25 protein-coding genes are annotated in these 25,773 nt (G+C 61.9%); 18 read left to right on the forward strand and 7 right to left on the reverse strand.

The genetic code is table 11. The features are described from left to right. From SINAR_RS0112970 to SINAR_RS0113020, 11 genes are all read left to right on the forward strand, one after another. A complete protein-coding gene (locus tag SINAR_RS0112970) occupies positions 1-1,044 on the forward strand; it encodes a flagellar hook-associated family protein (RefSeq protein WP_027999496.1) in 1,044 nt (347 codons plus the stop codon). Positions 1,045-1,081: 37 nt separating this feature from the next. After that, positions 1,082-1,429, forward strand: a complete 348-nt coding sequence (flaF, locus tag SINAR_RS0112975) for a flagellar biosynthesis regulator FlaF (protein WP_027999497.1) — start codon at positions 1,082-1,084, stop codon at positions 1,427-1,429. Continuing rightward, a complete protein-coding gene (gene flbT / locus SINAR_RS0112980; protein ID WP_027999498.1) occupies positions 1,426-1,875 on the forward strand; it encodes a flagellar biosynthesis repressor FlbT in 450 nt (149 codons plus the stop codon). Before flaF ends, flbT begins: the two co-directional genes overlap by 4 nt. Beyond that, a complete protein-coding gene (gene flgD / locus SINAR_RS0112985; RefSeq protein ID WP_027999499.1) occupies positions 1,866-2,282 on the forward strand; it encodes a flagellar hook assembly protein FlgD in 417 nt (138 codons plus the stop codon). Before flbT ends, flgD begins: the two co-directional genes overlap by 10 nt. Before the next feature lie 6 nt (positions 2,283-2,288). Next, positions 2,289-2,555 carry a flagellar biosynthetic protein FliQ gene (locus tag SINAR_RS0112990; RefSeq protein ID WP_003529857.1) on the forward strand — a complete coding sequence of 89 codons (267 nt, stop codon included), beginning with the start codon at positions 2,289-2,291 and terminating at the stop codon, positions 2,553-2,555. A gap of 131 nt (positions 2,556-2,686) precedes the next feature. After that, positions 2,687-4,774: a flagellar biosynthesis protein FlhA gene (gene flhA / locus SINAR_RS0112995; protein ID WP_027999500.1), complete on the forward strand. Its 2,088-nt coding sequence runs from the start codon at positions 2,687-2,689 to the stop codon at positions 4,772-4,774. Further along, complete coding sequence (gene fliR / locus SINAR_RS0113000) at positions 4,771-5,523, forward strand: flagellar biosynthetic protein FliR (RefSeq protein WP_027999501.1); 753 nt, start codon at positions 4,771-4,773, stop codon at positions 5,521-5,523. The genes flhA and fliR overlap by 4 nt, the downstream gene beginning before the upstream one ends. A 4-nt stretch (positions 5,524-5,527) precedes the next feature. Next, positions 5,528-5,941 (forward strand): hypothetical protein, encoded by a 414-nt coding sequence (locus tag SINAR_RS0113005; protein WP_027999502.1) that lies wholly within the window; start codon positions 5,528-5,530, stop codon positions 5,939-5,941. A 98-nt stretch (positions 5,942-6,039) separates the two neighbouring features. Beyond that, a complete protein-coding gene (locus SINAR_RS0113010; protein ID WP_027999503.1) occupies positions 6,040-6,591 on the forward strand; it encodes a rod-binding protein in 552 nt (183 codons plus the stop codon). A gap of 176 nt (positions 6,592-6,767) precedes the next feature. Beyond that, complete coding sequence (locus SINAR_RS0113015; protein WP_027999504.1) at positions 6,768-7,136, forward strand: hypothetical protein; 369 nt, start codon at positions 6,768-6,770, stop codon at positions 7,134-7,136. Beyond that, on the forward strand, positions 7,136-7,702 hold the full coding sequence (locus tag SINAR_RS0113020; protein WP_027999505.1) for a hypothetical protein: 567 nt from the start codon (positions 7,136-7,138) through the stop codon (positions 7,700-7,702). The genes SINAR_RS0113015 and SINAR_RS0113020 overlap by 1 nt, the downstream gene beginning before the upstream one ends. A 136-nt stretch (positions 7,703-7,838) precedes the next feature. On the opposite strand, the gene SINAR_RS0113025 is transcribed toward SINAR_RS0113020, so the two are convergent. Continuing rightward, positions 7,839-8,822 (reverse strand): glycosyltransferase family 2 protein, encoded by a 984-nt coding sequence (locus SINAR_RS0113025; RefSeq protein ID WP_027999506.1) that lies wholly within the window; start codon positions 8,820-8,822, stop codon positions 7,839-7,841. Positions 8,823-9,134: 312 nt separating this feature from the next. Here SINAR_RS0113025 and folD point away from each other — a divergent pair, with 312 nt between their 5' ends. Then, a complete protein-coding gene (folD, locus tag SINAR_RS0113030) occupies positions 9,135-10,034 on the forward strand; it encodes a bifunctional methylenetetrahydrofolate dehydrogenase/methenyltetrahydrofolate cyclohydrolase FolD (RefSeq protein ID WP_027999507.1) in 900 nt (299 codons plus the stop codon). A 161-nt stretch (positions 10,035-10,195) separates the two neighbouring features. Here folD and SINAR_RS0113035 read toward each other — a convergent pair whose 3' ends face one another. Then, on the reverse strand, positions 10,196-11,227 hold the full coding sequence (locus tag SINAR_RS0113035) for a substrate-binding domain-containing protein (protein WP_027999508.1): 1,032 nt from the start codon (positions 11,225-11,227) through the stop codon (positions 10,196-10,198). A 320-nt stretch (positions 11,228-11,547) separates the two neighbouring features. Between SINAR_RS0113035 and SINAR_RS0113045 the strand changes: the two genes are divergently transcribed. The 6 genes from SINAR_RS0113045 (at position 11,548) to SINAR_RS0113070 (ending at position 18,694) form a co-directional block, all read left to right on the forward strand. Further along, entirely contained in the window at positions 11,548-12,906 is a 1,359-nt protein-coding gene (locus SINAR_RS0113045) for an ABC transporter substrate-binding protein (protein ID WP_027999509.1), read from the forward strand. A 155-nt stretch (positions 12,907-13,061) separates the two neighbouring features. Further along, positions 13,062-14,072, forward strand: a complete 1,011-nt coding sequence (locus tag SINAR_RS0113050) for a carbohydrate ABC transporter permease (RefSeq protein WP_027999510.1) — start codon at positions 13,062-13,064, stop codon at positions 14,070-14,072. Between the two features lies 1 nt (position 14,073). Next, complete coding sequence (locus SINAR_RS0113055; protein ID WP_027999511.1) at positions 14,074-15,219, forward strand: carbohydrate ABC transporter permease; 1,146 nt, start codon at positions 14,074-14,076, stop codon at positions 15,217-15,219. 29 nt (positions 15,220-15,248) lie between these two features. Continuing rightward, a complete protein-coding gene (gene bglA, locus SINAR_RS0113060; RefSeq protein ID WP_027999512.1) occupies positions 15,249-16,937 on the forward strand; it encodes a beta-galactosidase BglA in 1,689 nt (562 codons plus the stop codon). Positions 16,938-16,956: 19 nt separating this feature from the next. After that, positions 16,957-18,045 (forward strand): ABC transporter ATP-binding protein, encoded by a 1,089-nt coding sequence (locus SINAR_RS0113065; RefSeq protein ID WP_027999513.1) that lies wholly within the window; start codon positions 16,957-16,959, stop codon positions 18,043-18,045. Between the two features lie 238 nt (positions 18,046-18,283). Continuing rightward, positions 18,284-18,694 (forward strand): hypothetical protein, encoded by a 411-nt coding sequence (locus SINAR_RS0113070; protein ID WP_027999514.1) that lies wholly within the window; start codon positions 18,284-18,286, stop codon positions 18,692-18,694. A 36-nt stretch (positions 18,695-18,730) separates the two neighbouring features. Here SINAR_RS0113070 and edd read toward each other — a convergent pair whose 3' ends face one another. From edd to SINAR_RS0113095, 5 genes are all read right to left on the reverse strand, one after another. Continuing rightward, on the reverse strand, positions 18,731-20,551 hold the full coding sequence (gene edd, locus SINAR_RS0113075) for a phosphogluconate dehydratase (RefSeq protein ID WP_027999515.1): 1,821 nt from the start codon (positions 20,549-20,551) through the stop codon (positions 18,731-18,733). A gap of 102 nt (positions 20,552-20,653) precedes the next feature. After that, complete coding sequence (pgl, locus tag SINAR_RS0113080; protein WP_027999516.1) at positions 20,654-21,352, reverse strand: 6-phosphogluconolactonase; 699 nt, start codon at positions 21,350-21,352, stop codon at positions 20,654-20,656. A gap of 7 nt (positions 21,353-21,359) precedes the next feature. Continuing rightward, complete coding sequence (zwf, locus tag SINAR_RS0113085) at positions 21,360-22,835, reverse strand: glucose-6-phosphate dehydrogenase (protein ID WP_027999517.1); 1,476 nt, start codon at positions 22,833-22,835, stop codon at positions 21,360-21,362. A gap of 194 nt (positions 22,836-23,029) precedes the next feature. Continuing rightward, positions 23,030-24,316 carry an NAD(P)/FAD-dependent oxidoreductase gene (locus SINAR_RS0113090; protein WP_027999518.1) on the reverse strand — a complete coding sequence of 429 codons (1,287 nt, stop codon included), beginning with the start codon at positions 24,314-24,316 and terminating at the stop codon, positions 23,030-23,032. 12 nt (positions 24,317-24,328) lie between these two features. Continuing rightward, on the reverse strand, positions 24,329-25,765 hold the full coding sequence (locus SINAR_RS0113095; RefSeq protein WP_027999519.1) for a glutamine synthetase family protein: 1,437 nt from the start codon (positions 25,763-25,765) through the stop codon (positions 24,329-24,331). Between the last annotated feature and the right edge of the window lie 8 nt (positions 25,766-25,773).

Consider the following 25,773-nt stretch of genomic DNA (forward strand, 5'->3'; position numbering starts at 1 on the left):
ATGAAGACGTCCTTCGTTTCGAACCTGGCCGTGCAGAACGCCATGCGCCTGACCATTCAGCAGGGGCAGGCGGAACTTCTCAAACTTCAGGCGGAGGTGACGACCGGCCGCCACGCGGATGTGGGGCTGGCACTCGGCTCGTCGACGGCGCGTTCCGTGAGCCTGCAGCGCGAGCTCGCGCGGCTCGAAACGCTCGTCGACACCAATTCCGTCGTGACCCAGCGGCTGGCCGCCTCGCAAGCGGCTCTCTCCACGATGGCGGAAGCCGCCCAGCAGGTGCGCAACACCCTTGTCACCTTCAAGGGTAACGATGCCGCGGATCAGCTTGCCATCCAGAAGACAGAAATACAGAGCGCCATGTCGGCCTTCTCTTCGGCGGCGAACCTGTCCTTCAACGGCGAATTCCTCTTCGCCGGCATCAACACCGACGTGAAACCCTTCGAAGACTACAATGCCGCGGCGAAGTCGACCTTCGACACCGCGCTCGCCGGCTACATGTCGACGAACGGTATTGCCTCCATGAGCGATTTCACCAAGGCTCAGATGGAGGATTTCATCACCAACACGCTCGAACCGCTTTATGCGGATGATGCGCGGTGGGCCGCGGATTGGTCCAAGGCGTCGAGCCGGAACATGACGAGCCGCATCAGCACGACCGAGGTGGTGCAGAGCTCCACCAATGCGACGACGGAAGGCTTCCGGAAATTCGCCCTTGCCAGCGTGATCGCACTGGAGCTCATGGACGACAACGTCGGTTCCGAGGTCCGGGCCTATATCGGCGAGACGGCGCTCGGCTATATTGAACAGGCCAATACGCAGATCACCGCGGAGCGCAGCACTCTCGGTGTTTCGGAGGCGCGCGTGAAAAAGGCGAACACCTCCCTCCAGGCCCAGACCAAGCTGATCAAGACACATATTACCGATCTCGAAGGTGTCGACACTTACGAGGCTTCCACGCGGATGAACACGCTGCTGACGCAGGTAGAGACCTCCTACACGCTGACGGCGCGGATCCAGCGGTTGAGTTTGATAGACTTCCTCTAATGACTAGAGGATGCGGACAAGCATGAGGGATGTCTGAATGTATCAGTTTGCATACGCCGAGATCATGGAGGAAGGCGTAGCCGTTTCCAAGGATCGGGAGAGGCAGGTTCTCGATCGTTCCATTGCGCTGCTGCAGGCGGCGAAGGAAAAGGACGGATACACCCGGGAGGCGATCGAAGCGGTCTACTTCACCCGGCGTCTCTGGATTCGCTTCATCGAAGATTTGCGCGCGCCGGACAATCAGCTCAACGAAGAGCTGCGCGCCAACCTCATCTCGATCGGAATCTGGATTCTGAATGAGACGGAGAAGATCCGCAAACGCGAGTCTTCCAACTTCCAGGGCATAATCGACATCACCACCATCATCAGGGATGGACTGAAATGAAGAGCACACTGCGTATTTCGCTGAAATCGGGCGAAAGAATCTTTGTAAACGGCGCAGTGCTGCGCGTCGACCGCAAGGTCGCGATCGAATTCCTGAACGACGTGACGTTCCTCCTGGAAAACCACGTCCTGCAGCCCGAGGATGCGACGACACCGTTGCGGCAGCTCTATTTCATCGCCCAGATGATCCTGATCAATCCGGAAGGCGCCGACCAATCGACCGCGATGTTCCGCAAGTCGGTCGTGATGCTGCTCAACTGCTTCAAGAACGACGAGGTGCTGGCGGAGCTGAAGCGCATCGACGGACTGGTCACGCAGGGTCGCGCCTTTGAGGCGCTGAAGGCGATCCGGGCGCTTTATCCGATCGAGGACCAGATCCTCAACGCGCAGGAGATGACGCCTGCGACGGTGGAACAGATACGCAAGGAGATCGCGCCATGGCGGTAAGCGGCGTCAACAACACGTCCAACAGCTACACGCCCACCGTCTCGGCCACGGAATCGGCGAGCGATGCAAGCGCGGCGACGCTCAACTACGAGAGCTTCCTCAAGCTGCTCGTAGCACAGATGAAGAATCAGGATCCGACCCAGCCGATGGACGCGACGCAGCAGATCGCGCAGCTTGCGACCTTCTCGCAGGTGGAGCAGACGATCAAGACCAACAAGAACCTCGAGAGCCTGCTGCAGCGCACCTCGCTCAGCGAGGCGGACGCGGTTATCGGCAGGACGGTCACCAGCGCCGACGGCAAGACCACTGGCGTCGTCAAGGAGGTGAAACTATACTCCGACGGAATCATCGCGGTGCTCGATACGGGCAAGGAGCTCGTTATCGGTCCGGGCGTCATAGTGAAGTGAGTTCCCATGAATGAGGCGGATGCCCTCGACATCGTACAGGCGGCGATCTGGACAGTGATCGTGGCCTCGGGCCCTGCCGTTCTCGCCGCAATGGTGGTCGGCGTCGGTATCGCCTTCATTCAGGCCCTGACGCAGGTTCAGGAAATGACGCTGACTTTCGTACCGAAGATTCTCGCCGTAATGATCACGGCCGCCATTTCCGCGCCATTCGTCGGCGCACAGATTTCGATTTTCACCGATATCGTTTTCTCGCGGATACAGAGCGGGTTTTAGCCAGAGCGGGTGAAAATCCCCATGCTCCTCCGCATACCACCCTCGCGCAAGCTTGGACGCTTAATTCTTCCGCCATACCCGGGCAGCATGCACGTCATGCCGCCCCCCTCTCATGACGAGACGGAAGAGATATGGCACAACAGGCGACGCTGACCGTTCCGAAACTTGCCCCCAAGAGCCGGGACATCGGCTTTGCGCTCGGGATCGTGATGATCCTGTCGATCCTGTTCCTGCCGATCCCTCCCTTCCTGATCGACCTCGGGCTTGCTTTCTCCATCGCATTCTCGGTGCTGATCCTGATGGTCGCGCTGTGGATCCAGCGGCCGCTCGATTTCTCGTCGTTCCCGACCATTCTCCTGATTTCGACCATGACCCGCCTGGCGCTGAACATCGCCACAACGCGCGTCATTCTCTCTCACGGTCACGAAGGGCATGGCGCCGCCGGCGGGGTCATCTCCGGCTTCGCCGGTCTCGTCATGTCCGGTGATTTCGTTATCGGTCTGATCGTCTTCCTGATCCTGATCACGGTGAACTTCATCGTCATCACCAAAGGGGCCACGCGTATCGCCGAGGTCGGCGCCCGCTTTACCCTTGATGCGATCCCCGGCAAGCAGATGTCGATCGATGCCGACCTCTCGGCCGGCCTGATCGACGAGAAGGAAGCGCAGCGACGCCGCCGCGAGCTGGAGGAGGAGAGCTCCTTCTTCGGCGCCATGGACGGCGCGTCGAAATTCGTGCGCGGCGATGCGATCGCCGGCCTGATCATTACGGCGATCAACGTCTTCGGCGGCATCATCATTGGCTATCTGCGTCACGACATGCAGGTCGGCGAGGCGGCCGACGTCTTCGTTAAGCTCTCCGTCGGCGACGGTCTCGTCTCCCAGATCCCGGCACTGATCGTCTCGCTCGCTGCAGGCCTCCTCGTCTCGCGCGGCGGCACCGCGGGCTCCACCGACCAGGCGGTTATCGGCCAGCTCAGCGGCTATCCCCGGGCGCTGATGGTTGCCTCCGGCCTGATCGTCCTGCTCTCCGTAATGCCCGGACTGCCCTTCCTTCCCTTTGCGGCGCTTGGCGGCGGCATGGCGTTCCTGAGCTGGTTCATTCCGAGGCAGATGGAGGCCGAGAAGGCGGCAAAGCGGGACGAGGAGGCGGCAAAGGCGCAGCAGAGCAAGGAAAGCGACAAGGATTCCGTCAAATCGGTGCTGAAGACGGCAGAGATCGAACTCCTGCTGGGCAAGCAGGTCTCCACGAGGCTGCTGGGCGCTCATCAGGAGCTTGCCTTCCGTGTCGGCAAGATGCGCCGAAAGTTCGCCCTGCAATACGGACTCGTCGTTCCTGAGATCAAGGTTTCCGACGACATCACCATTCCCGATAAGGCCTATCATATCCGGATCCACGGCACCACGATCGCCTCCAATACGGTCCGCGTGGGCGAAGTGCTGGTCGTTACCGGTGGCGGGCGGCGGCCGAGCGTGCCGGGCGACGACATCCGGGAACCGGCGTTCGGCATGCCGGCGGTATCGATCCTCGAGACATTCACCGAAGACCTTAAGCGCGAGGGCTTCCACCCGATCGACAACGTCTCCGTGGTTCTGACGCATTTGAGCGAAGTGATCCGCAACAATCTCCCGCAGCTTCTCTCCTATAAGGACGTGAAGGTTCTGATCGAACGGCTCGATCCGGAATACCGCAAGCTCGCGGACGAGATCTGTACCTCGCACATGTCCTATTCCGGCCTGCAGGCGGTGTTGAAACTGCTGCTTGCCGAGCGGGTGTCGATCCGCAATCTGCATCTGATCCTCGAAGCGGTGGCGGAACTGGCCCCGCATGTGCGCAAGACCGAGCAGATCGTCGAACATGTGCGGGTGCGCATGTCGCAGCAGCTCTGCGGCGACCTCGCCGAAAACGGCGTGCTGCGCGTGCTGAGGCTCGGCAACAAGTGGGACATGGTCTTCCACCAGGCGCTGAAGCGGGACGCCAAGGGTGAGATCGTCGAGTTCGATATCGACCCGCGGCATCTCGAGGAATTCAGCGAGCAGGCGACAAAGGTAATCCGTGAACATCTCGATCGCGGCATGCCCTTCGTACTGGTAAGTTCGCCCGAATCCCGCTCTTATGTGCGGATGATCATCGAACGCCTCTTCGCCACATTGCCCGTGCTCTCGCATGTCGAACTCGCCAAGGGCCTCGAAATAAAGATTATCGGCTCGATCTCATGATCACCGACCCCGAGGGCACGGTTCTGGCGCTGTTTGCGGCCTTCTGCCGGATCGGCGGCTGTATCATGATCATGCCGGGATTCTCGACGGCGCGCGTTCCCATGCAGATCAGGCTGTTCATCGCCGTGGCGATCTCAATGGCCATCCTGCCGATCATGTGGACGGATATCTATCCGCAAGTGACGGGCAAAGGTCACAACTACCTTTACCTCGTCGCGACCGAGACCGCCGTCGGCGCCGTGATCGGGCTCGTTGCGCGTTACTATGTGCTCGGCCTGCAGTTTGCCGGCACCGCGATGACCATGCTGATGGGGTTCAGCCCGCCGCCGACGGCGGACGTGCTGGAGGATACGGCGGAAAACCAGCTCACCAGCCTGATCGGTTTTGCCGGGTTGATGATTCTCTTCATGCTGGATTTCCATCACGTGATCTTCGAGGCGATCGCACAGTCCTACCGGGTCATGCCGATCGGCGCCGGCTTCGACCCGCAGGGCATGCTGATCACGCTCACCAATTCGCTCGAGCAGACATTCATGATCATGCTCCGGCTCGCCAGCCCCTTCGTGATCTACGGCCTGCTGTTCAACGTCGCGATCGGCATGGTGAACAAGCTGGCGCCGCAGATTCCGGTCTACTTCATTTCCCAGCCCTATCTCATCATGGGCGGCCTCTTCCTTTTTTATCTCGGCATCGCAGCGATGCTGCGTCTCTTTGCCGAGGGCTTCGGACCTGTCATGCAGGGTGGCTAGCTCGATGAAGATGCGGTCCGAAAAACTGAAACGCCTGGTCGCCGTCCAGCGGCACCTGGAGCGGATGGCGGAAAGCGAAGTCGCCGAGACCGCCCGCCAGCGGACCGAGCTTGCCGGAACGATCGACGCGGTGGTTGACGCTATGGGGTCGGCCCACCCGATGCATCGCATGTTCTCGGGGCATTATGCCTCCCAACTCGGACGCCTCGAGCAGAAGGACCGGATGCTGCTCGGGATTCAGCAGGTGCATGAAGCGCGCATGATGAAGGAACGCGCCAAGGGCGACAGGCTCGAGGAAAACATGAAGGACGCTCGGATATCGGAGGACCGCGAGGCAGCCGATAATTCGATCCTCGATCTCATCGATCAGCACGTGTCGGTCGGTGCGCCAGCTTCCCGTAAGGTTGAGGGGCGATAGTGCCTCGGCCGGAAGCCAGCAAGGGTGGCTTTCCGGTTCACGAACATTGCGTTGCCCGGCAAAACGAGACGCCGGCTTCGCCTGTGAGAGGATCTGACATGGCTATTTCTCCGCCCAGCGATCTGGTGATGGATGTCGTCCGCGCGGCGGATCCGGCTGAGGTTCAGGAAGCTCAGGCGCGGCTCAAGGCCAATCGCGCGGCCTTCCAGGCGACCAGCCTCGCTGAAAACGGCGACGGATTCGCAGCTCACGTTTCAGTGCTCAATTCCTCCGAGGGATCGACAGGGCTCGGAGACATCAGCAATCGGACCGAGGCGAAGAAGATTCCCGAGACCTATCGGAAATTCGAGGCGATGGTCCTGCAGAATTTCGTGAAGTCCATGCTTCCGAGCGAAAGCGAGAACGTCTTCGGCAAAGGTACCTCGGGCGACATCTGGAAGAGCATGATGGCCGAGCAGATCGGCGACGTGCTCGCCAAGGGCGGCGGGATCGGCATCGCCGATCAGATGGCGGGCGACGATGCGACCGACCGGGTGAATGCTTCGCTCGATGGCGACAGCCGGAATCTGGCCGCCGGCATGGTCCAGGAATATGAGCGCAAGGCGCTCTCGTCCTTCCTGCCCAACGACGAAGAGAAGAAGCAGGCCTGATGCATGTCGTCCAGGACGCGTGGCGGCTTGGCGATTACAATTCACAGGAAGCGGGTTGAGGAACGGCTCAGGCAGTTCCACAGCCAGCATCTCATACCAATTGAAACAAACGGGCGAGAAAATGCCTGGGCACCGTTCCGCCCGCGCCCGGCGACAGTGCTTATGGGGAATTGATTATGGAAGCTGTGGCATCCAACGACCTGCGGATACAAAACGTGCTCGGCCGGTTGGAAATGATCATCGACAACGAGAACAGCCGTATCGGCGTGGATCCCGAATTCGACCTCAAGACGTCGAACGCCCACAAGAGCCGGTGCCTCTACGAGCTGACGATGCTCCATCGGGACGCCGGGCCGGGTGAGATTTCACCGGCCTTCACTGCGCAGACGAACCACCTCAGGAACAAGCTGCAAGTCAACGCGCAGAAGGTGGCGGCGCACCTGGAAGCGGTCCGCTCCGTCGTCGATCTTCTCAAGACCGCCGCCCAGGACGCGGATGCGGACGGCATCTATACCGAAGCGCAATTCCGCTACAGCGATTTCTGATGTTGAAACTCGTTCTCACCGGGGTCTGGGTCTGCGTCGTTACGCTCGGCTCGGTATATTTTTCGATGCAATATGCCTCGGCACCCGTGGTTTCGGATGCGGAGGCGGACCGGCGCGCGTCGCAGGAATATGTCCCGGGTGAGATGATAACGATCCCGTCAATCAAAGACGGGGCGGTGCAGGGTTATTTCCTTGCGAAGCTCTCCTTCTCGGCCTCCCGGGAAGGTATCGCCAAACTGCATGCGCCTTTGCGCCAGCTCGTCACCGACGAGCTCTACGACATGCTCGTGGGCTCGCGGTTCATCGATGTCGCCGATATGGCTGCCTTCGATCTGCCGGGCTTCAAGGTCGCGGTCAAGGATGGTCTCAACAGGAAACTCGGAAGCGAAGTCATTTCCGAAGTTCTGGTCGAGCAGCTCGAATATCTGACCAAAGAGGACGTCGAGCGCGTGGCCAATAGCCAGAATCGGCCTTATCAGAAGCCCGTGCCGATCGTCGACAGGAACGGCACGGTGGCCTCGGACCGGCTCCCGCAGGGTGCGGTGCAGGCGACGGGCGCGCACTAGGTCACGATGACCTTGGTTCCGGTCCACCACAAATCGTGGATGTGATCGATTCTAAAAGGTCGAGACGCGTGCGGAGAACCGCACACCGTTTTCCTCCTCCCGCTCCAGGGTAGTCCAGCCGGCGGCGGTATCAGCTTTAGTCACCTTTGCCGCCCTGCAGGCGGGCCGGACCTATTCTGGGGCTCAGCCGTCCGATCGCGACATGGAGAGGATAGAGGCTGGCCGCGGCAAGGCCGGTCTCTGCCCAGAGCCTGAGCCCGATCGGCAGCGATGAGGCCAGCAGCCAAAGCGACTTGCCGAGCGTTTTCAGTCGGCCGGTGGGCGTCCCATCGCGCTGGTGCTCCATCAGTGTTGAGATGGCACCTTTTTCCAGGCTGCGGGCACGCGTCCATGAGGCCGTCGTGTGATGAGCCGGAACCGATTCCGCTACCCAGGCATCCGCAGCCCAGGCGAAGGAGAATCCTTTCGCCTGGGCCCGGTCGAAGAAATCCGCGTCGCCAATGCCGACGACATTGAGCGCCGGATCCATGAACGGTCGCGGCATGCCGTCGAGCACCCCCCGCGTAATGAGGACATTGCCTGCAGAGTAAAGGACAGGCACAGGCCCGGTCCCGTGGTAGGGAGGCGCGAAGACGGGGTGCCGCTTCCATTTCTGCTCCCGCGGATGCCCGAAGACGGGAAGCTGCGGGCCGCCGACGATGTCCGCGTCATGGGCTTCCTGCACCGTCATCAGGCAATCGAGCCATTCGGGAGCGGCTATCTCGTCATCATAGATGACGGCCACGGCGCTGAGGCCCGGAAAAAGTTCGAGAGCCGCTGCCAGCCCGGTATTGCAGGCATGGGCGTATCCGTGGCGGCGTGCGACCACGACGGCGGAATCGACGGAGTGGCCGCTGAGAAAGCCCTTGGCCGCCTGCGCCCCGGCAAGCCCGTCCGCGTCGTTATCGACCACGATCGTCGCCAGGGGGACGTCGGGTCGCTGCGAAACGATGGTTTTCAGCGTCTTGACGAGATGATCCGGACGCCGGAACGTCGGCACAAGCACGACGAGCTCGATGTCCGACGCATCTTCCAGCTTCGTCTGAAAATGGATGAAACTGTCCTGGCCGTTCGACGTCATCGTCAAAGCTCGCGCCGGTTCGATAGAATGACTACAGCAAATCTTCCTAAACAGAGGTTGAATCCGAAACAGCCTTTCGAATGAGGATTTTACGCCCGGTCTCGGCGATGCAAAAGTCGGAATCGTCGATGGCTCCTACATCGGCCTCTCATTCGTGCAACGAAATCGTCGCGTCGGGGAGAGGAAGGCGCTTCCATGCGCCCGAGGCACTTGCAATTATGCGTTTGGAACAGCATAGGGCGCATGCAGGCAATCGCCGAATGCGGCTTTATTTAGAGTGTGCCGCGTTCGGAACAAATCGGGAGATACGCCGTGACGACTGTGATTGATGGCAAGAATGTTGCTGCTTCGGTCATCGAAACCGTGAAATCCGCGACCAGGACTCTGGAAAGCGAAACGGGCGTGCGCGCGGGCCTCGCGGTTGTCATCGTCGGGGACGATCCCGCAAGCCATACTTACGTATCGGCAAAAAGCAGGATGGCCAAGGAATGCGGCTTCGTCTCGGTCCAGCATACGCTGCCGGAAGAAACCTCGCAGGAGGAACTCGCCGCACTGGTCGCCGAGCTCAATGCGGATTCGTCCATACACGGCATTCTCGTGCAACTGCCTTTGCCGAAGCATCTTCGCTCGGAGCCGATCATCCAGTCGATTCTTCCGGAAAAGGACGTCGACGGTCTGCATGTCGTCAATGCCGGAAAACTCGCGACCGGCGACCTCGAAGGCGGGCTCGTCTCCTGCACCCCCGCCGGCGCCATGGTCTTCGTGCGCCGGACCTACGGTGAGGACCTTTCCGGGCTCAACGCCGTCGTCATCGGTCGCTCCAATCTCTTCGGCAAGCCGATGTCCGCCCTGCTTCTCGCCGCCAATGCGACAGTCACGACGGCGCATTCGCGCACCAAGGACCTGCCGGCCGTTTGCCGCAACGCGGATATCCTGGTCGCCGCGGTCGGACGTCCCGAAATGGTCAAGGCGGATTGGGTCAAGCCCGGCGCGATGGTGATCGATGTCGGTATCAACCGCGTCCCGGCGCCGGAGCGGGGCGAGGGCAAGACGAAGCTCGTCGGCGATGTCGCCTTCGAGGAGTGCGCGGAGCTTGCAGGCGTGATCACGCCGGTGCCGGGAGGGGTGGGGCCGATGACGATAGCCATGCTGATGGCGAACACGATCATCACCGCCTGCCGCATGGCCGGCCGGAGGCCTCCGAAGTTCTGACACCGCTTGGGTCTAAGACGACCCTCCCCAACCCCTCCCAAGGGGGAGGGGCTTCATTGCTGCGCCCGCTGCATGCTTTTTCGGCCGTCCACTCTGCTGGAGCGGTCCGGAAAGGCGGGACGGGAGGGGGGAAGCGGCTTCCGTAACGATCGATCGCGGCTCTACCTGTCCGGGGCGGGTCCCGTCGAGGCGCGCACGATCAGTTCGGCGCGCCACAGCTCCTGCTCGGGATAGTTTCCCTGATTGAGGATGCCGCCGATCAGCCGCTTGGCGATGCGTGCACCGGCTCCGCGAAGGGAGGAGCGCGTCGTCGTCAGCGGTACGCTGAAGTTCTCGGGCTTCAGCATCGGCAGGACGTCGTCATGGGCGATGAGGGAGATGTCGGTGCCGATGGCGAGGCCGGCCTGGTTGATCGCGCGTACGGCGCCGAGCGCCAGCACTGTACTGGAACAGAGAACGGCGGTTGGCGGGTCTGACCGCTTGAGGAAGCGCTGCATGCTCAGGTAGCCGTGTTCGTCGGTCATCGCCGAGTGATGCACGAGGGCATCGTCGAGGCTGAGGCCCTTCTCCGCGAGCGCACGCATCAGCCCCTTCTTCCGGCGGATGGAGAAGGTCAGGTGGTCCGGCCCGTTGATCAGGCCGATGCGGTGATGGCCGAGTTGAATGAGAAGCTTGGCCGCGTCGTAGAAGGCGCCGGTATTGTCCACGTCGAGAAAAGGATAGTCCCGGGGCCCGCCGATCGAGCGGCCATGCACGACGAAGGGAATGGAAAGAGCCTTCAGCATCTCGATGCGGGGATCGTTGGCGCGCATATAGGCGATGAAGACCGCGTCGACATTGCCGCTTGCCGCAAGCCGGCGGAAGGTCGCCTCCTCGTCTTCCGGCGCACTGGGGTTCAAGACGAAGTGGAAATCGTGCTCGACCGCTTCCTCGGCAAGCCCGGCCAGGAATTCGCCGAAATGGATGTCGGAATCGATGCCGGATGCGATCGGCATGACGAGCCCGATCGAATAGGCTTTCCCGGTCGCGAGGCGTTGTGCGGCGCGATTGGGCCTATAGCCCGTCTCACGCACCGCCTCCAGCACCCGCGCCCGCGTCTCCGCATTGACCTCCGGATAGCCGTTCAGCGCCCGGCTGACCGTAGTCTGGGACAGGCCGAGCAGTTCCGCCAACTGCTTGAGATTGACCGGCATGGCGAGAATTCCTTCCAAAGCGCTTTGAATATCTTTTTCATTTTTCTTGCTTCGGCAAGCACCTCTCATGTCCTGTATCATCGAGAACCCGCTCAAAAAAGCGAAAAACCGGGATCTTGCGCCGCAAAACGTTGCCGCAGAGCAAAATGGCAGCACGTTTTTGAACGCGGAGGAAAGCTCTTGACTCTTTGTTTGCGGCAATGGAGTGTTAGCGAACTCAAAGCGCTTTGAATTCGCGTCCCCGAATTGCGTGCCGCGAACTCGCGCTTTGACATTTGCCCGAGGCGTCCGCCCGGGCTTCTTTTTGGGGAGGAACAGAGGTGAAAAGATCATTGCAGATCGGTGTGGCCGCACTCGCATTGCTGGCAGGGACCGCCGGCGCTGCCGACCTGAAGTTCAAGCCGGGAGAGGATTCGAAATTCAACTGGGCGAGCCTGGAGGAGTTCAGGAAGGGGCACGACCTCAAGGGCCAGACGCTCACGATCTTCGGCCCCTGGCGCGGCGAGGACGAGGCTCTGTTCAAGAGCGTCTATGCCTATTTCGTCGAGGCGACCGGCGTGGAGCTGAAATATTCCTCCTCGGAAAACTATGAGCAGCAGATCGTCATCGATACGCAGGCGGGAAGCCCGCCGGACGTTGCAATCCTGCCGCAGCCTGGTCTCATCGCCGATCTGGCCGCCAAGGGCCTTCTGACGCCGCTCGGCGACGAAACCAAGCAATGGCTCCTCGACAACTATGCTGCGGGCCAGTCCTGGGTCGACCTCTCCACCTATAACGGCAAGGACGGAACGCCGGCGCTTTACGCCTTCCCATACAAGATCGACGTGAAGTCGCTCGTCTGGTACGTGCCCGAAAACTTCGAGGATGCCGGCTACGAAGTGCCGAAGACCATGGAAGAACTGAAGGCGCTGACGGAGAAGATCGCCGAAGATGGCGAAAAGCCATGGTGCATCGGATTAGGCTCGGGCGGCGCGACCGGCTGGCCGGCGACCGACTGGGTCGAGGACCTGATGCTGCGCACCCAAACCGCCGAGGTCTACGACAAGTGGGTGAAGAACGAGATACCCTTCACCGATGCGGCAGTTACGGGAGCGCTGGAAGAGTTCGGCTGGTTCGCTCGCAATGACGCCTTCGTCGACGGCGGTGCAGCGGCGGTCGCATCGACGGACTTCCGCGACAGCCCGAAGGGTCTCTTCAGTTCACCGCCGAAGTGCTACCTGCATCACCAGGCTTCGTTCATTCCGTCTTTCTTCCCGGAGGGCAAGGTCGTGGGAGAGGATGCGGATTTCTTCTACATGCCGCCCTATGAAAGCAAGAAGGAGCTGGGCAATCCGGTGCTCGGTGCAGGCACGCTTGCAATGATCACCAGAGACACGCCGGCTGCGCGCGCCTTCATCGAGTTCCTGAAGACCCCGATCGCCCACGAGGTCTGGATGGCGCAGACGAGCTTCCTCACGCCTTACAAGAGCGTGAATGTCGATGTCTATGGAAATCCGCCGCTGAAGAAGCAGGGTGAAATCCTGCTGAACGCGACGACGTTCCGTTTCGACGGCTCCGACCTGATGCCGGGCAAAATCGGTGCCGGCGCCTTCTGGACCGGCATGGTCGACTTCGTCGGTGGCAAGTCTTCGGCCGACGTTGCAGCCGGCGTACAGAAGGCCTGGGAGGCCATCAAGTAACATCAGGTCAGGCAGAGGGTGGGGGCATCGCCTGCCTGTTCCTTATTGCGGGCGGCCCTCCGGCAAGGGGGCCCGCCTGACCAAAGCGGCAGCGACCGTGTGCAAAGCGCCTGGAAGCAGACGCCTCCGAAGGCGTGAGAGGGGAGGAATGTGTCATGGAGCAGTTGATTGCTGCCATTCTTACGATGGTGGCCGGTGTTCTGGTCTGCGCAGCCTATTTCTGGAGTACGAATCTCGTTCTCGACTGGATCTTCCCCTCCAAGGGGAAATTCGGTGCCGTTGCCTCGCGGAACCTGCGCATCGCGAACGGCATTCGTCCCTGGCTGTTTCTCGCTCCGGCCCTGCTGGCGCTGACGCTCTATCTCGTCTACCCCGTCGTCCAATCGGTCTGGTTGAGCCTGCACGGACGGGGAGGCCAGAATTTCGTCGGCCTGCGCAACTACCTCTGGATGATCAATGACGGCGAATTCCGCCAGTCTATCTTCAACAATTTCCTCTGGCTCCTGGTCGTGCCGGCACTTTCGACCTTCTTCGGCCTCATCATCGCAGCGCTGACCGACCGCATCTGGTGGGGCAATATAGCCAAGACGCTGATTTTCATGCCGATGGCGATTTCGTTCGTCGGCGCAGCCGTCATCTGGAAATTCATCTATGATTACCGGGCCGCAGGCTCCGAGCAGATCGGCCTCCTGAACGCGATCGTCGTCGCGCTTGGCGGCGAGCCGCAGGCGTGGATCACGCTGCCCTTCTGGAACAACTTCTTCCTGATGGTCATTCTCATCTGGATCCAGACCGGCTTTGCCATGGTCATCCTTTCGGCGGCGTTGCGCGGCATTCCGGAGGAAACGATCGAGGCGGCGGTCATCGACGGCGCCAATGGCTGGCAGATTTTCTTCAAGATCATGGTGCCGCAGATCTGGGGCACGATCGCCGTCGTCTGGACGACCATCACCATTCTGGTCCTGAAGGTCTTCGACATCGTGCTCGCGATGACGAACGGGCAATGGCAGAGCCAGGTGCTCGCCAACCTTATGTTCGACTGGATGTTCCGCGGCGGCGGTGACTTCGGCCGGGGCGCGGCAATCGCGGTTGTCATCATGATCCTGGTCATACCGATCATGATCTGGAACATCCGCAACGCGACCAGGGAAACGGGGGGCCACTGAGATGAATCCATCAAGGCGTTCTCCGCTCACCTGGGTCGTGCATCTTTCCGTCCTGCTTCTGGTCCTGCTTTGGACCCTGCCGACGGCCGGCCTCCTGATTTCGTCCTTGCGCGACAAGGACCAGCTCGCCGTTTCCGGCTGGTGGACGGCTCTTTCCAGCTCGTCGCGCAATGCCGTCGCGCGCGCGCCCTCGGCCGAGAGCCAAGTCGAGCGCGACGGCAAGTTCGTGATTTCCGGCAACCTGCTCGAAGGCCAGGGCGGCAAGGTCTCCGCCTTCGGCTTTTCGAGTCGCGAACCCACCGAGTTCAAGCCCGGCGAAACGGCCGAGCTCAACGACGGCGAGAGGCTGACGGTCCAGACCGACGGCAGTTTCGAAATCGTTTCGGATCAGCGGATGGAGGGGGCGCGCGGCCAGCGGATATTCTACACGGCCACCACGCCGCCGCGTTTCACGCTCGACAATTATGCCGAGGTTCTGAGTGCGGCGGGCATCGGCAGATCCTTCCTGAATTCGCTGACCGTCGCCGTTCCCTCGACCGTCATTCCCATCCTGATTGCGGCCTTCGCGGCTTACGCACTCGCATGGATGCCTTTTCCCGGCCGCGCGGTCCTGCTCGCCGTCGTGGTCGGCCTTCTGGTCGTGCCGCTGCAGATGTCGCTCATCCCGCTGCTGCAGCTTTACAACGGGGTCGGCGCCTTTTTCGGCGTGTCCGCCAAGACCTATATGGGCATCTGGCTCGCCCATACCGGCTTCGGGCTGCCGCTCGCGATCTATCTCCTGCGCAACTACATGGCCGGGCTGCCGCGCGAGATCATGGAATCCGCACGCGTCGACGGCGCCAGCGATTTCGACATCTTCGTCAAGATCATTCTACCTCTGTCGTTTCCGGCGCTCGCCTCCTTTGCCATCTTCCAGTTCCTGTGGACCTGGAACGATCTCCTCGTCGCCATCGTCTTCCTCGGCGCAGGCGACGACAAGCTGGTGCTGACCGGGCGCCTCGTCAATCTCCTCGGCTCTCGCGGCGGCAACTGGGAAATCCTCACCGCCTCCGCCTTCATCACCATCGTCGTTCCGCTGATCGTCTTCTTCACCCTGCAACGCTACCTCGTGCGCGGCCTGCTGGCTGGGTCGGTCAAGGGCGGCTGATCCATTTCAGACAAGGAACCCTGAACAGCATGACAATGAACGAAACGATCGGGACCGAAACGGCGGGCTCCCTTCTCGAGCCCGTCTCCCTCCTTGGGCCCGATAGGGACTGGTGGCGGGGCGCGGTGATCTACCAGATCTATCCGCGTTCCTTTCAGGACACCAATGGCGATGGCATCGGCGATCTGCAGGGCATCACGGCCCGGCTGCCCCACATCGCCGGACTCGGCGCGGATGCGATCTGGATATCGCCGTTCTTCACGTCGCCGATGCGGGACTTCGGCTACGACGTCTCGAACTATGTGGATGTCGACCCGATCTTCGGGACGCTCGGAGACTTCGACGCGCTGATCGCCGAGGCCCATCGGCTCGGCCTCCGGGTGATGATCGACCTTGTGCTGTCGCATACCTCCGACCGGCATCCCTGGTTCGTCGAAAGCCGCTCCAGCCGCAGCAATCCGAAAGCGGGCTGGTACGTCTGGGCGGATTCGAAACCGGACGGCACGCCGCCCAACAACTGGCTGTCGATTTTCGGCGGCTCCGCCTGGCAGTGGGATCCAACGCGCCAGCAGTACTACCTCCACAATTTTCTCACCTCGCAGCCCGACCTCAATCTGCACAATCCTGAGGTTCAAGAAGCCCTGCTCGCCGTCGAGCGCTTCTGGCTGGAGCGCGGCGTCGACGGTTTCCGGCTCGACACGATCAACTTCTATTTCCACGACCGCGAGCTGCGGGACAACCCGGCCCTGGCGCCGGAGCGGCGAAACGCCTCGACCGCGCCGGCAGTCAATCCCTATAACTACCAGGAGCATATCTACGACAAGAACCGGCCGGAGAATCTCGAATTCCTGAAGCGTTTCCGTGCGGTGATGGACGAGTTCCCGGCTGTCGCCGCCGTCGGCGAAGTCGGCGACAGCCAGCGCGGCCTCGAGATCGCCGGCGAATATACGTCCGGCGGCGACAAGGTGCATATGTGCTACGCCTTCGAGTTCCTGGCGCCCGAACAACTGACGCCGCAGCGCGTGGCCGAGGTCCTGCGAGACTTCCAGAGGGCGGCTCCCGAAGGCTGGGCCTGCTGGGCGTTCTCGAACCATGACGTCGTTCGCCACGTCAGCCGCTGGGCTGATGGCGTCACCGACCATGCCGCCCATGCGAAGCTGCTCGCGAGCCTGTTGATGGCGCTGCGCGGTACCGTCTGCATCTATCAGGGCGAGGAACTCGCGCTTGCCGAAGCGGAGCTCGCCTATGAGGATCTCCAGGATCCCTACGGCATCCAGTTCTGGCCCGACTTCAAGGGCCGCGACGGCTGCCGCACGCCGATGGCGTGGGAGAGCCTGCCTGATGGCGGTTTCAGCAGCGCGAGGCCGTGGCTGCCGATTTCCGAGAGCCACCTTCCGCAGGCGGTCGCCGTGCAGGAGGGCGATCCGACCTCGGTGCTGCATCACTACCGCCGTTTCCTCGCCTTCAGAAAAGCGCATCCGGCCCTGGCCAAGGGAGATATCGAATTCGTCGAGACCAGGGGCTCCCTGCTCGGATTCCTGCGCAGCTATGGCAGCGAAAAACTGTTCTGCCTGTTCAATATGAGCGACCAGCCTGCGACAAAGGAACTGCCGATAAAGCGGCTGGAGCCGCTCGAGGGCCACGGTTTCGTTTCTGAGATACTGGATCACGAGGTCAAGCTACCGGCCTGGGGCGCGTTTTTCGCGCGCCTGGCCTGAGAACCGAGGGGAGGGTGCCATGACAGGCCTGCTGCTGAAAGATATCCGCAAGTCCTACGGGGCCGTCGACGTTATTCACGGCATCGACCTCGACATCAAGGAGGGCGAGTTCGTCGTCTTCGTCGGGCCTTCCGGATGCGGGAAATCGACGCTATTGCGCATGATCGCTGGGCTTGAGGAGATAACCGGCGGCGACATGTTCATCGACGGCGAGCGGGTCAACGACGTGCCGCCCTCGAAGCGCGGCATCGCCATGGTCTTTCAGTCCTACGCGCTCTATCCGCATATGACCGTTTACGACAACATGGCCTTCGGCATGCGGATCGCCAGGGAGTCGAAGGAGGAGATCGATCGGCGTGTGCGCGGAGCGGCAGATATGCTTCAGCTCACCCCATATCTCGACCGGCTTCCGAAGGCGCTTTCCGGCGGTCAGCGGCAGCGCGTGGCCATTGGCCGGGCGATCTGCCGCAATCCCAAGGTCTTCCTCTTTGACGAACCACTTTCCAACCTCGACGCGGCGCTGCGCGTGGCGACCCGCATAGAGATCGCCAAGCTCAGCGAGCGGATGTCGGACACGACGATGATCTACGTAACCCATGACCAGGTGGAGGCGATGACGCTGGCCGACCGGATCGTGGTTCTTTCCGCAGGTCACATCGAGCAGGTCGGAGCGCCCCTCGAACTTTACGAGCGGCCGGCAAATCTCTTCGTTGCCCGCTTCATCGGCTCGCCGGCCATGAACATCATCCCGGCGGCGATCACCGCGACGGGGCAACAGACCGCCGTCACCCTCGCGGGCGGAAAATCGGTGACGCTCGATATCCCGACGAATGGCTCGGAAAATGGAAAGACGGCAAGCTTCGGCGTCCGCCCGGAAGACCTGCAGGTAACGGCGTCGGACGATTTCCTGTTCGAGGGAACGGTCTCCATAGTCGAGGCTCTGGGCGAGGTGACGCTGCTCTATATCGAGGGGCTCGTGGAGAACGAACCGATCATCGCCAAGATGCCGGGCATCGCCCGGGTGCATCGCGGCGAGAGGGTGCGGTTCACGGCCGACGGGGCGAAACTGCATCTCTTCGACGCCGCGGGGCACAGCTACCGGGCATAGATCACGATGATTCTGGGTCGAGTCGACCCAGAATCATGAAGGTGATGTTTCCCCGTTCCGCTCCAGGCGTGCGTCGCGAAGGTTTGCCCCTCTCCTGGCACCGGCAAGTCTCTTCTCCCCATCAAAATGGAAAGGGCGCCCGGCAGGCGGAGGAGGGACACTCTTCGGCGCCTCTTCAAACTCTCTGTTAAATTTCATGGGTTAGCCTCGTCGCAGTGGAATGCGAAAGGCGAGTTCGATGAGCAGTGCAGCCCCCGTAGCCAACCGGCACTTTCTCAACAAGGAAGAGTCATTCATGTACGATCGGGAGGCGAATTTCCCGATGGAGGATACGCGGAACGAGGCGCGGATCGAGTTCACCGAAAAGGGAATGCAGCATCTCTCGTCGCGCCGCTGCGAGATCATCAAGCTTTCAAAGAGCAGCGCCCTGATCGGCATCCTGACCCAGTTCCAGCTGCCGCAGAACTTCTATCTCGACATACCGAGCGCCCGCATCCCCCTGATCGGCTGCCTGTTGAAGCGCGTCCACGCCAACAACATCATCGAGGCGCGCTTCCTGCGGCTCCTGAGCGACCGGGATATCAACCGGATCTTCGTCTACAGCACGCATCCGAACCATCGGAACCGCACGCTCGACATCTATCGATGAGAATGACGCGGCCGTCCGCCGGCGATCTTTGATAGTCTAGTGGAACAGCACGCTTCCGCCTCGGTCGGCGGCACCGGCGATCTGTCTGAACGGAGCGAAGAGCTCGCGGCCCATGCCGAACTCGTTATCGGAGAGGTCGATATGTGCCGGCACGCGCGTCTTCAACGCGATATCCTCGACAAGCACCTCGATCTTGCAGTTGATCGCGTCGATTCGGACAATGTCGCCTTCCTGGATGCGGGCGATCGGGCCGCCTTCTTTCGCTTCCGGCGTCACATGGATCGCTGCCGGAACCTTGCCGGAGGCGCCCGACATGCGCCCGTCGGTAAGGATCGCGACTTTCTGGCCGCGATCCTGCAGGATACCGAGCACCGTGGTCATCTTGTGCAGTTCGGGCATGCCGTTGGCCTTCGGCCCTTGAAAGCGCACGACGGCCACGAAATCGCCTTCGAGCTTGCCCGCCTTGAAGGCGGCGTTGAGTTCGGCTTGATCGTTGAAGATCTTGGCCGGCGCTTCGATAACGTGGCTCTCCGGCTTGACGGCGGAGATCTTGATGACCGCCTTGCCGATATTGCCGCTCAGCATCTTGAGGCCGCCGGTGTGCTGGAACGGGCGGTCGACCGTTGCGAGCACCTTCGGGTCGGCGCTCGTCTCCGGTGCAGGCTCACGCCTGACGCCGCCGTTCTCGCCGAGCTTCACGTCGATCGCATAGGCGCTGAGCCCCTGACCATAGACGGTGCGGACGTCGTCGTGCAGCAAGCCCTTCTTGAGGAGTTGAGCGATCAGGAAGCCCATGCCGCCTGCCGCGTGGAAATGGTTCACGTCGGCCAGCCCGTTCGGGTAGACGCGCGCGAGCAGCGGCACGAGATCGGAAAGCTCCGAAATGTCCTGCCAAGTAAGCACGATTCCGGCCGCGCGTGCCATTGCGACGAGATGCATCGTGTGATTCGTGGAGCCGCCGGTCGCATGCAGGCCGACGACGCCGTTGACGATCGACCGCTCGTCGATCATCTCGCCGGCGGGCGTGAATTCGTTGCCGAGCGCGGTGATCGCCAGCGCCCGCTTCGTCGCTTCCTTGGTCAGCGCGTCGCGAAGGGGGGTGCCGGGATTGATGAAGGATGCGCCAGGCAGGTGGAAGCCCATGATCTCCATCAGCATCTGGTTGGAATTGGCGGTTCCGTAGAAGGTACAGGTGCCGGGCCCGTGATAGGACTTGGACTCGGCCTCGAGCAACTCGTCGCGGCCGACCTTGCCCTCGGCGAAGAGTTGCCGGATCTTGGCCTTCTCGTCGTTTGGCAGGCCCGAGGTCATCGGTCCGGCGGGGATGAAAACCGCCGGCAGATGGCCGAAGGTGAGTGCGGCGATCGCGAGCCCGGGCACGATCTTGTCGCAGACGCCGAGATAGACGGCCGCGTCGAACATGTTGTGCGAGAGGCCGATGCCGGCCGCCATGGCGATGACATCGCGCGAGAAGAGCGACAGCTCCATGCCGGGCTGTCCCTGGGTGACGCCGTCGCACATCGCCGGAACGCCGCCGGCGACCTGAGCGACACCGCCCGCCTCATGCGCGGCCTCCCGGATCAGCGCCGGATAGGTTTCGAACGGCTGATGCGCCGAAAGCATGTCGTTGTAGGATGTGATGATACCGAGATTGGGAACGCGGTCGCCGGCGAGCGCCACCTTCTCCGCGGGGGAACAGACCGCAAATCCATGCGCGAGGTTGCCGCAGCCGAGCACGGTCCGGTGCGGTCCGTTCGTCGCAGCGCGGCGGACGCGATCGAGATAGGGCTCCCGATGGGGCTTCGAGCGTTCGACGATGCGGGCAGTAATGGCTGCTATGCGGGAATCGGCGGACATGGGCACATCCTCTTCCGGAGCCTTGCGGCTCCTCTTTTTCATCGATCATCGGCTTTGGCGCCACAGCGTGCGGGTCGCGTTGCAGCGCTTTGCGGGCCGCCTTCAGGGCGCCCAGTATATCTGCAGCGGCGATGCGGCCCGCCGAAGCACGGCCCGGACGGGCATCTCTGCCTCGTTGCCGGGCGCCTCGGCCCGGGCAAGCACCTCTTTCTTGGCGTTGCCTTCGATATGCAGCACCAGACAGCCGGCATCCTGCAGACTGGAGAAGGTGAAGGTGAGGCGGGGTTCGCCCGCGCCCTCCGCTTCCATGGTGATCACGCCGCGCGGCGTCGCCGGATCGAGCGCCTCGGCAAGGCGCGTCCCTCCGGGAAAGAACGAGGCGGTATGCCCGTCCGTTCCCATTCCGAGCACCACGACATCGAAAGGCACGCCGAGGCTTGCCGTCCTCTCGCTCGCGGTCTCCGCGGCGGCTTCCGCCGTTGCGGCAGCATGGTAGAGCGGAACGAAGCGCGCCTCTGCAGCCTTGTCCTGAAGCAGATTGTCGGCGACCAGGCGGTGGTTGGACCGCTCGTTTTCGGGCGGCACGAACCGCTCATCGACCAGCGTGACCGACACCCTTGCCCAATCGAGCTCATGTCGTGAGAGCGACTGGAAAAAGGCTTTCGGGGTGGAGCCGCCCGATACCGCAAGTGTTGCTGCGCCCTTCGCCGCGATCGCCGCGGCGAGCCTTGTGGCGACTTCGTCCGCGAGGGCCTGCGCCAGTGCGGACGCATTTTCGAATATGTGCATGTTCGCGCTCATGATCGGCCTAGATCGCATCGTTCCAAGTACGGCCGTCGCGCTCGATCAGCGCGATCGACTGGCTCGGCCCCCAGGTGCCGGCGGTATAGCCCTGCACCTGTTGCCCGGTTGCTTCCCACGCCTTGAGGATCGGGTCGATCCACTGCCAGGCGGCTTCCACCTCGTCGCGGCGGACGAACAGGGTCTGGTTGTTGCGGATCACGTCGAGCAGCAGGCGTTCATAGGCGTCGGCATTGCGCACGGCGAAGGCTTCGGCGAAGCTCATGTCGAGGGGCACGTTTCTCAGGCGCATGCCGCCCGGTCCTGGGTCCTTGATCATCAGAGACTGCTTGACGCCCTCGTTCGGCTGCAGGCGGATCATCAACTGATTGGCCGATATGCGCCCGGCGCTCTGATCGAAGATCGAGTGCGGGATCTGCTTGAAGGTGATGACGATCTCCGACATGCGGCCCGCCATGCGCTTTCCGGTGCGAAGATAGAAGGGCACGCCCGCCCAGCGCCAGTTGCTGATCTCCGCCTTGATCGCGACGAAGGTCTCCGTGTTGGAAACGCCTCCCTCGAGCTCTTCGAGATAGCCCTTGACCGGGCCGCCGGACGATGCGCCCGCGCGGTACTGGCCGCGGACCGTGACCTGCTCGACATTGGAGGCGGTGATAGGCTTCAGCGCCCGAAGCACCTTGAGCTTCTCGTCGCGCACGGCCTCCGCATCCATCGACGTCGGTGCCTCCATCGCCACGAAACAGACGAGCTGGAGGATATGGTTCTGCACCATGTCGCGCAGCGCACCGGCCTTGTCGTAGTAGCCCGCGCGATTCTCGAGCCCGACGGCTTCGGAAACGGTGATCTGCACGTGATCGATATGGGCCGAGTTCCACAGCGGCTCGTAGAGCGCATTGGCAAAGCGCAGCGCCATCAGGTTCTGAACCGTCTCCTTGCCGAGATAGTGGTCGATGCGGAAAATCTGCTCTTCGCGGAAGACCTTGCCGATCGTGTCGTTGAGCTCCGTCGCGGAAGCGAGGTCGCGGCCGATCGGCTTCTCGACGACGATGCGCGTATTCTTGGTGATCAGCTTGTGATCGCGGATCTTTTCGGAAATGTCGCCGAAGATCGCCGGCCCGACGGCAAGATAGAAGGCGCGGGTGCGATCCTTGCCTTCTTCCAGGAGTTTCTTCAGATCGTCCCAGCCCTGCTCGGACTTGGCGTCGACGGAGACGTAATAGAGCCGGGAAGTGAATTTCTCGACTTCGGCCTCGTTGAACTCCCCGGACGTCAGATGTTCCTTCAGGGCGTCGCTCGCGAACTTGCGGTACTCGTCATGGGAAAGGCTCGCGCGCGAGGCGCCGATGATTCGCGTCGGCTCCGTGAACTGACCTTCCATCTGGCGGTGGTAGAGTGCCGGCAGGAGCTTGCGCTCTGCAAGATCGCCGGTGCCCCCGAACACCACATAGTCAAACGGTTCGACGGGAATGATCTGGCTGCTCATGGGATGTCTCGATCTCGTTGAGGTCAGGGCTGGTATAATCTAATCGATTTAAAATGGCTAGGGTGCGCCGCAACAAAATGGGCGGTGATGCGGCTCGTGACGCATCGTCCCTGGTATTATCACCGCTCTGTGGATGGAATTATGCAGCAATTCAAGGCTTTGCGCGACCGTCCGAATCAGGGGGCGCCTTTCCCTTAAAACCGGTCGCGCAGCGCGTACCAGCTGAGCGCCAGGAACAGAAGCGCCGAGCGGAATCGCGTTCCGCCGGGGAAAGCTTGTATCTTAAGGTCCTTCAGCAGATCGAGCTCGGTGGACCGCCCGAGCGCGAGCTCGGCATAGAGCTTGCCGCAATAATTGGCGAGCATGATGCCATGGCCGGAATAGCCGCCGATCGTGGTGACCCCCGGCATGACCTCGCGACAGAAGGGTTGGCGCGGCATGGTGATGCCGACCGAGCCGCCCCAGGCGTGGGTGATCTCGATGTCGGCGAGATCAGGGTAGATTTCGCAGATCTGTCGGCGGATGTGCGCCGAAATGTCGCGTGGATTGTCGGCAGTGTAGGCCTCCCGCCCGCCGAAGAGCAGCCGCCCGTCTTTCGATTTGCGGAAATAGCGCACGACGAAGCGCGAATCGTCGACGGATTCGCCGCCTGGCAGAATCCCGGGATGCTCGGCCAGCACCGTCGTCGCGCCGATGAAGGAACGGATCGGCATGACGTGGCTGGCGGTCACCGGCTCGAGATTGCCGATATAGGCATTGCAGGCGATCAGCGCCCGGTCGGCCGTGATCGTGCCGCTTGTCGTCTCGATGACGACCGAGCCTTCCTTCTTCTCGATCTTGAGCGCCTTCGTCGCTTCGTAGAGATTGGCGCCGGCGAGCGCCGCCTGTCTGGCGAGCCCTACAACCAGCTTCATCGGGTGGATGTGGCCGGTTCCGGCGTCGCGGATGCCGAAGTGGTAATGGCTGGAGCCGAGCCGGCCGACGGTCTCCTCGCGATCCATGAATCTAAGATGCGGGTAACCGTACCGCTCGGTCATCGCCTCGACATGGTTGCGATAGTCCCTTTCGAGGCCTGCCTTGTGGCTGACCGAGAGCTGGCCCGGCATGAATTCGATGTCGATCGCGTGCTCTTCCGAAAATCCCAGGACATAGCGCTTGGCGTTTTCGGCCATGTCGAAGAGCCGTTGCGCCCATTCGCGGCCGAGCACTTGCTCCGTCTCCTCCGCCCACACACGTTGACCGGTGCCGAACTGGCCGCCATTGCGCCCGGAGGCGCCATCGCCGAAGCGGCAGCCATCGATCAGCGTCACGTCGGTCCCGTTCCGGGCGAGATTGTAGGCCGCCTGCAGCCCGGTATAGCCGCCGCCGATGATGGCGACGTCGGCTTTGCGGGAGCCGGGCATTACCGGGAAGGCGGGCCGCTCGGGAAGGGTGGCCTCATACCAGGAATATCCGGGCGAGATCGGGCTTTGCCAGGTCATGGAACTTCCGGATCAGACATTCAGGAGCAGGAACTCGCGTTCCCATGGGCTGATGACCTGCATGAAGGTTTCGAACTCGCCGCGTTTGACGCCGGCATAAATGGCGATGAATTCGGCGCTGAAGACCTCAGCCAGCGAGGGCGCCGATTCGAGCAGCGAAACCGCCTCGAGCAGTCCTCGCGGCAGCTCGATCTCGCCTTCGTTGGCCGTGTGTTCCGTCGGCGGGGTCGCCTGCAGGCCCTCGACGATGCCGAGATAGCCGCAGCCGAGCGAGGCCGCAAGCGCCAGATAGGGATTCGCGTCCGAGCTCGGCAGACGGTTCTCGATGCGCCGTGCGACCGGGTCGGAGACGGGGATACGGAACGCCGTGGTCCGATTGTCATAGCCCCAGGCGGTATTGACCGGTGCGGACATGTCCGGCGTGAGGCGCCGATAGGAATTCACATAGGGCGCCATCATCGACAACGTCCGCGGCACGTAGCGCTGCATGCCGCCGATGAAGGAGAAGAACGCCTGGGACGGCGACCCGTCGGGATTTGAGAAGATGTTGCGGCCGCTCTCGATGTCGACCACCGATTGGTGGATGTGCATGGCGGAGCCGGGCTGGCCCTGCATCGGCTTGGCCATGAATGTCGCATAGATTCCGTGCTTCAACGCCGCTTCGCGGATCGTGCGCTTGAACAGGAAGACCTGATCGGCAAGCTCGATCGGATCGCCGTGCCTGAGGTTGATCTCGAGCTGCGCCGGTCCCTCTTCGTGGATCAGCGTATCGATTTCGAGGCCCTGTTTTTCGGAAAAATGGTAGATGTCGTCGATGAGTTCGTCGAACTCGTTGATGCCGGCGATCGAATAGCCCTGGCCGCCGAGGATCGAACGGCCGGACCGGCCCTTCGGCGGTCGCAGCGGATAGTCCGGATCGTCGTTCTGGGCAACGAGATAGAATTCGATCTCCGGTGCGACCACCGGCTTCCAGCCCTTCTGACGGTAGAGCTCGATGACGCGCTTAAGCACATTGCGCGGGGTGTAGCTGATCTGCTCGCCCTGCGAGCCGACGATGTCGCAGATGACCTGTGCCGTCGGGTCGCTTTCCCACGGAACGATGGAAAGGGTGGACAGGTCCGGAACGAGCTTGATGTCGCTGTCGCGCGAATCGTAGCGGAACTGCCCGGTCTCCTCCGGATATTCGCCGGAGATCGTGTGCCGGTAGATCGCCGATGGCAGGGCAAGCGACGTGTTGGACGTGAATTTGGACGTCGGCATCATCTTGCCGCGCGGAACGCCCGCAAGGTCCGGCGTGATGCATTCGATATCTTCGATGCCGCGAATCTTGAGCCAATCGACCGCTTCGGTCCAGGTCTTCACGCCACGGGCGGCATGCAGGGCGAGGGGTATCTTCGAACTCTTGCTGACCTTTGCTGTCTCTTGGGCAACACTTCTCTTGGAAGACATAAATCACC

The organism is Sinorhizobium arboris LMG 14919, from assembly GCF_000427465.1.
GTDB lineage: Bacteria > Pseudomonadota > Alphaproteobacteria > Rhizobiales > Rhizobiaceae > Sinorhizobium > Sinorhizobium arboris.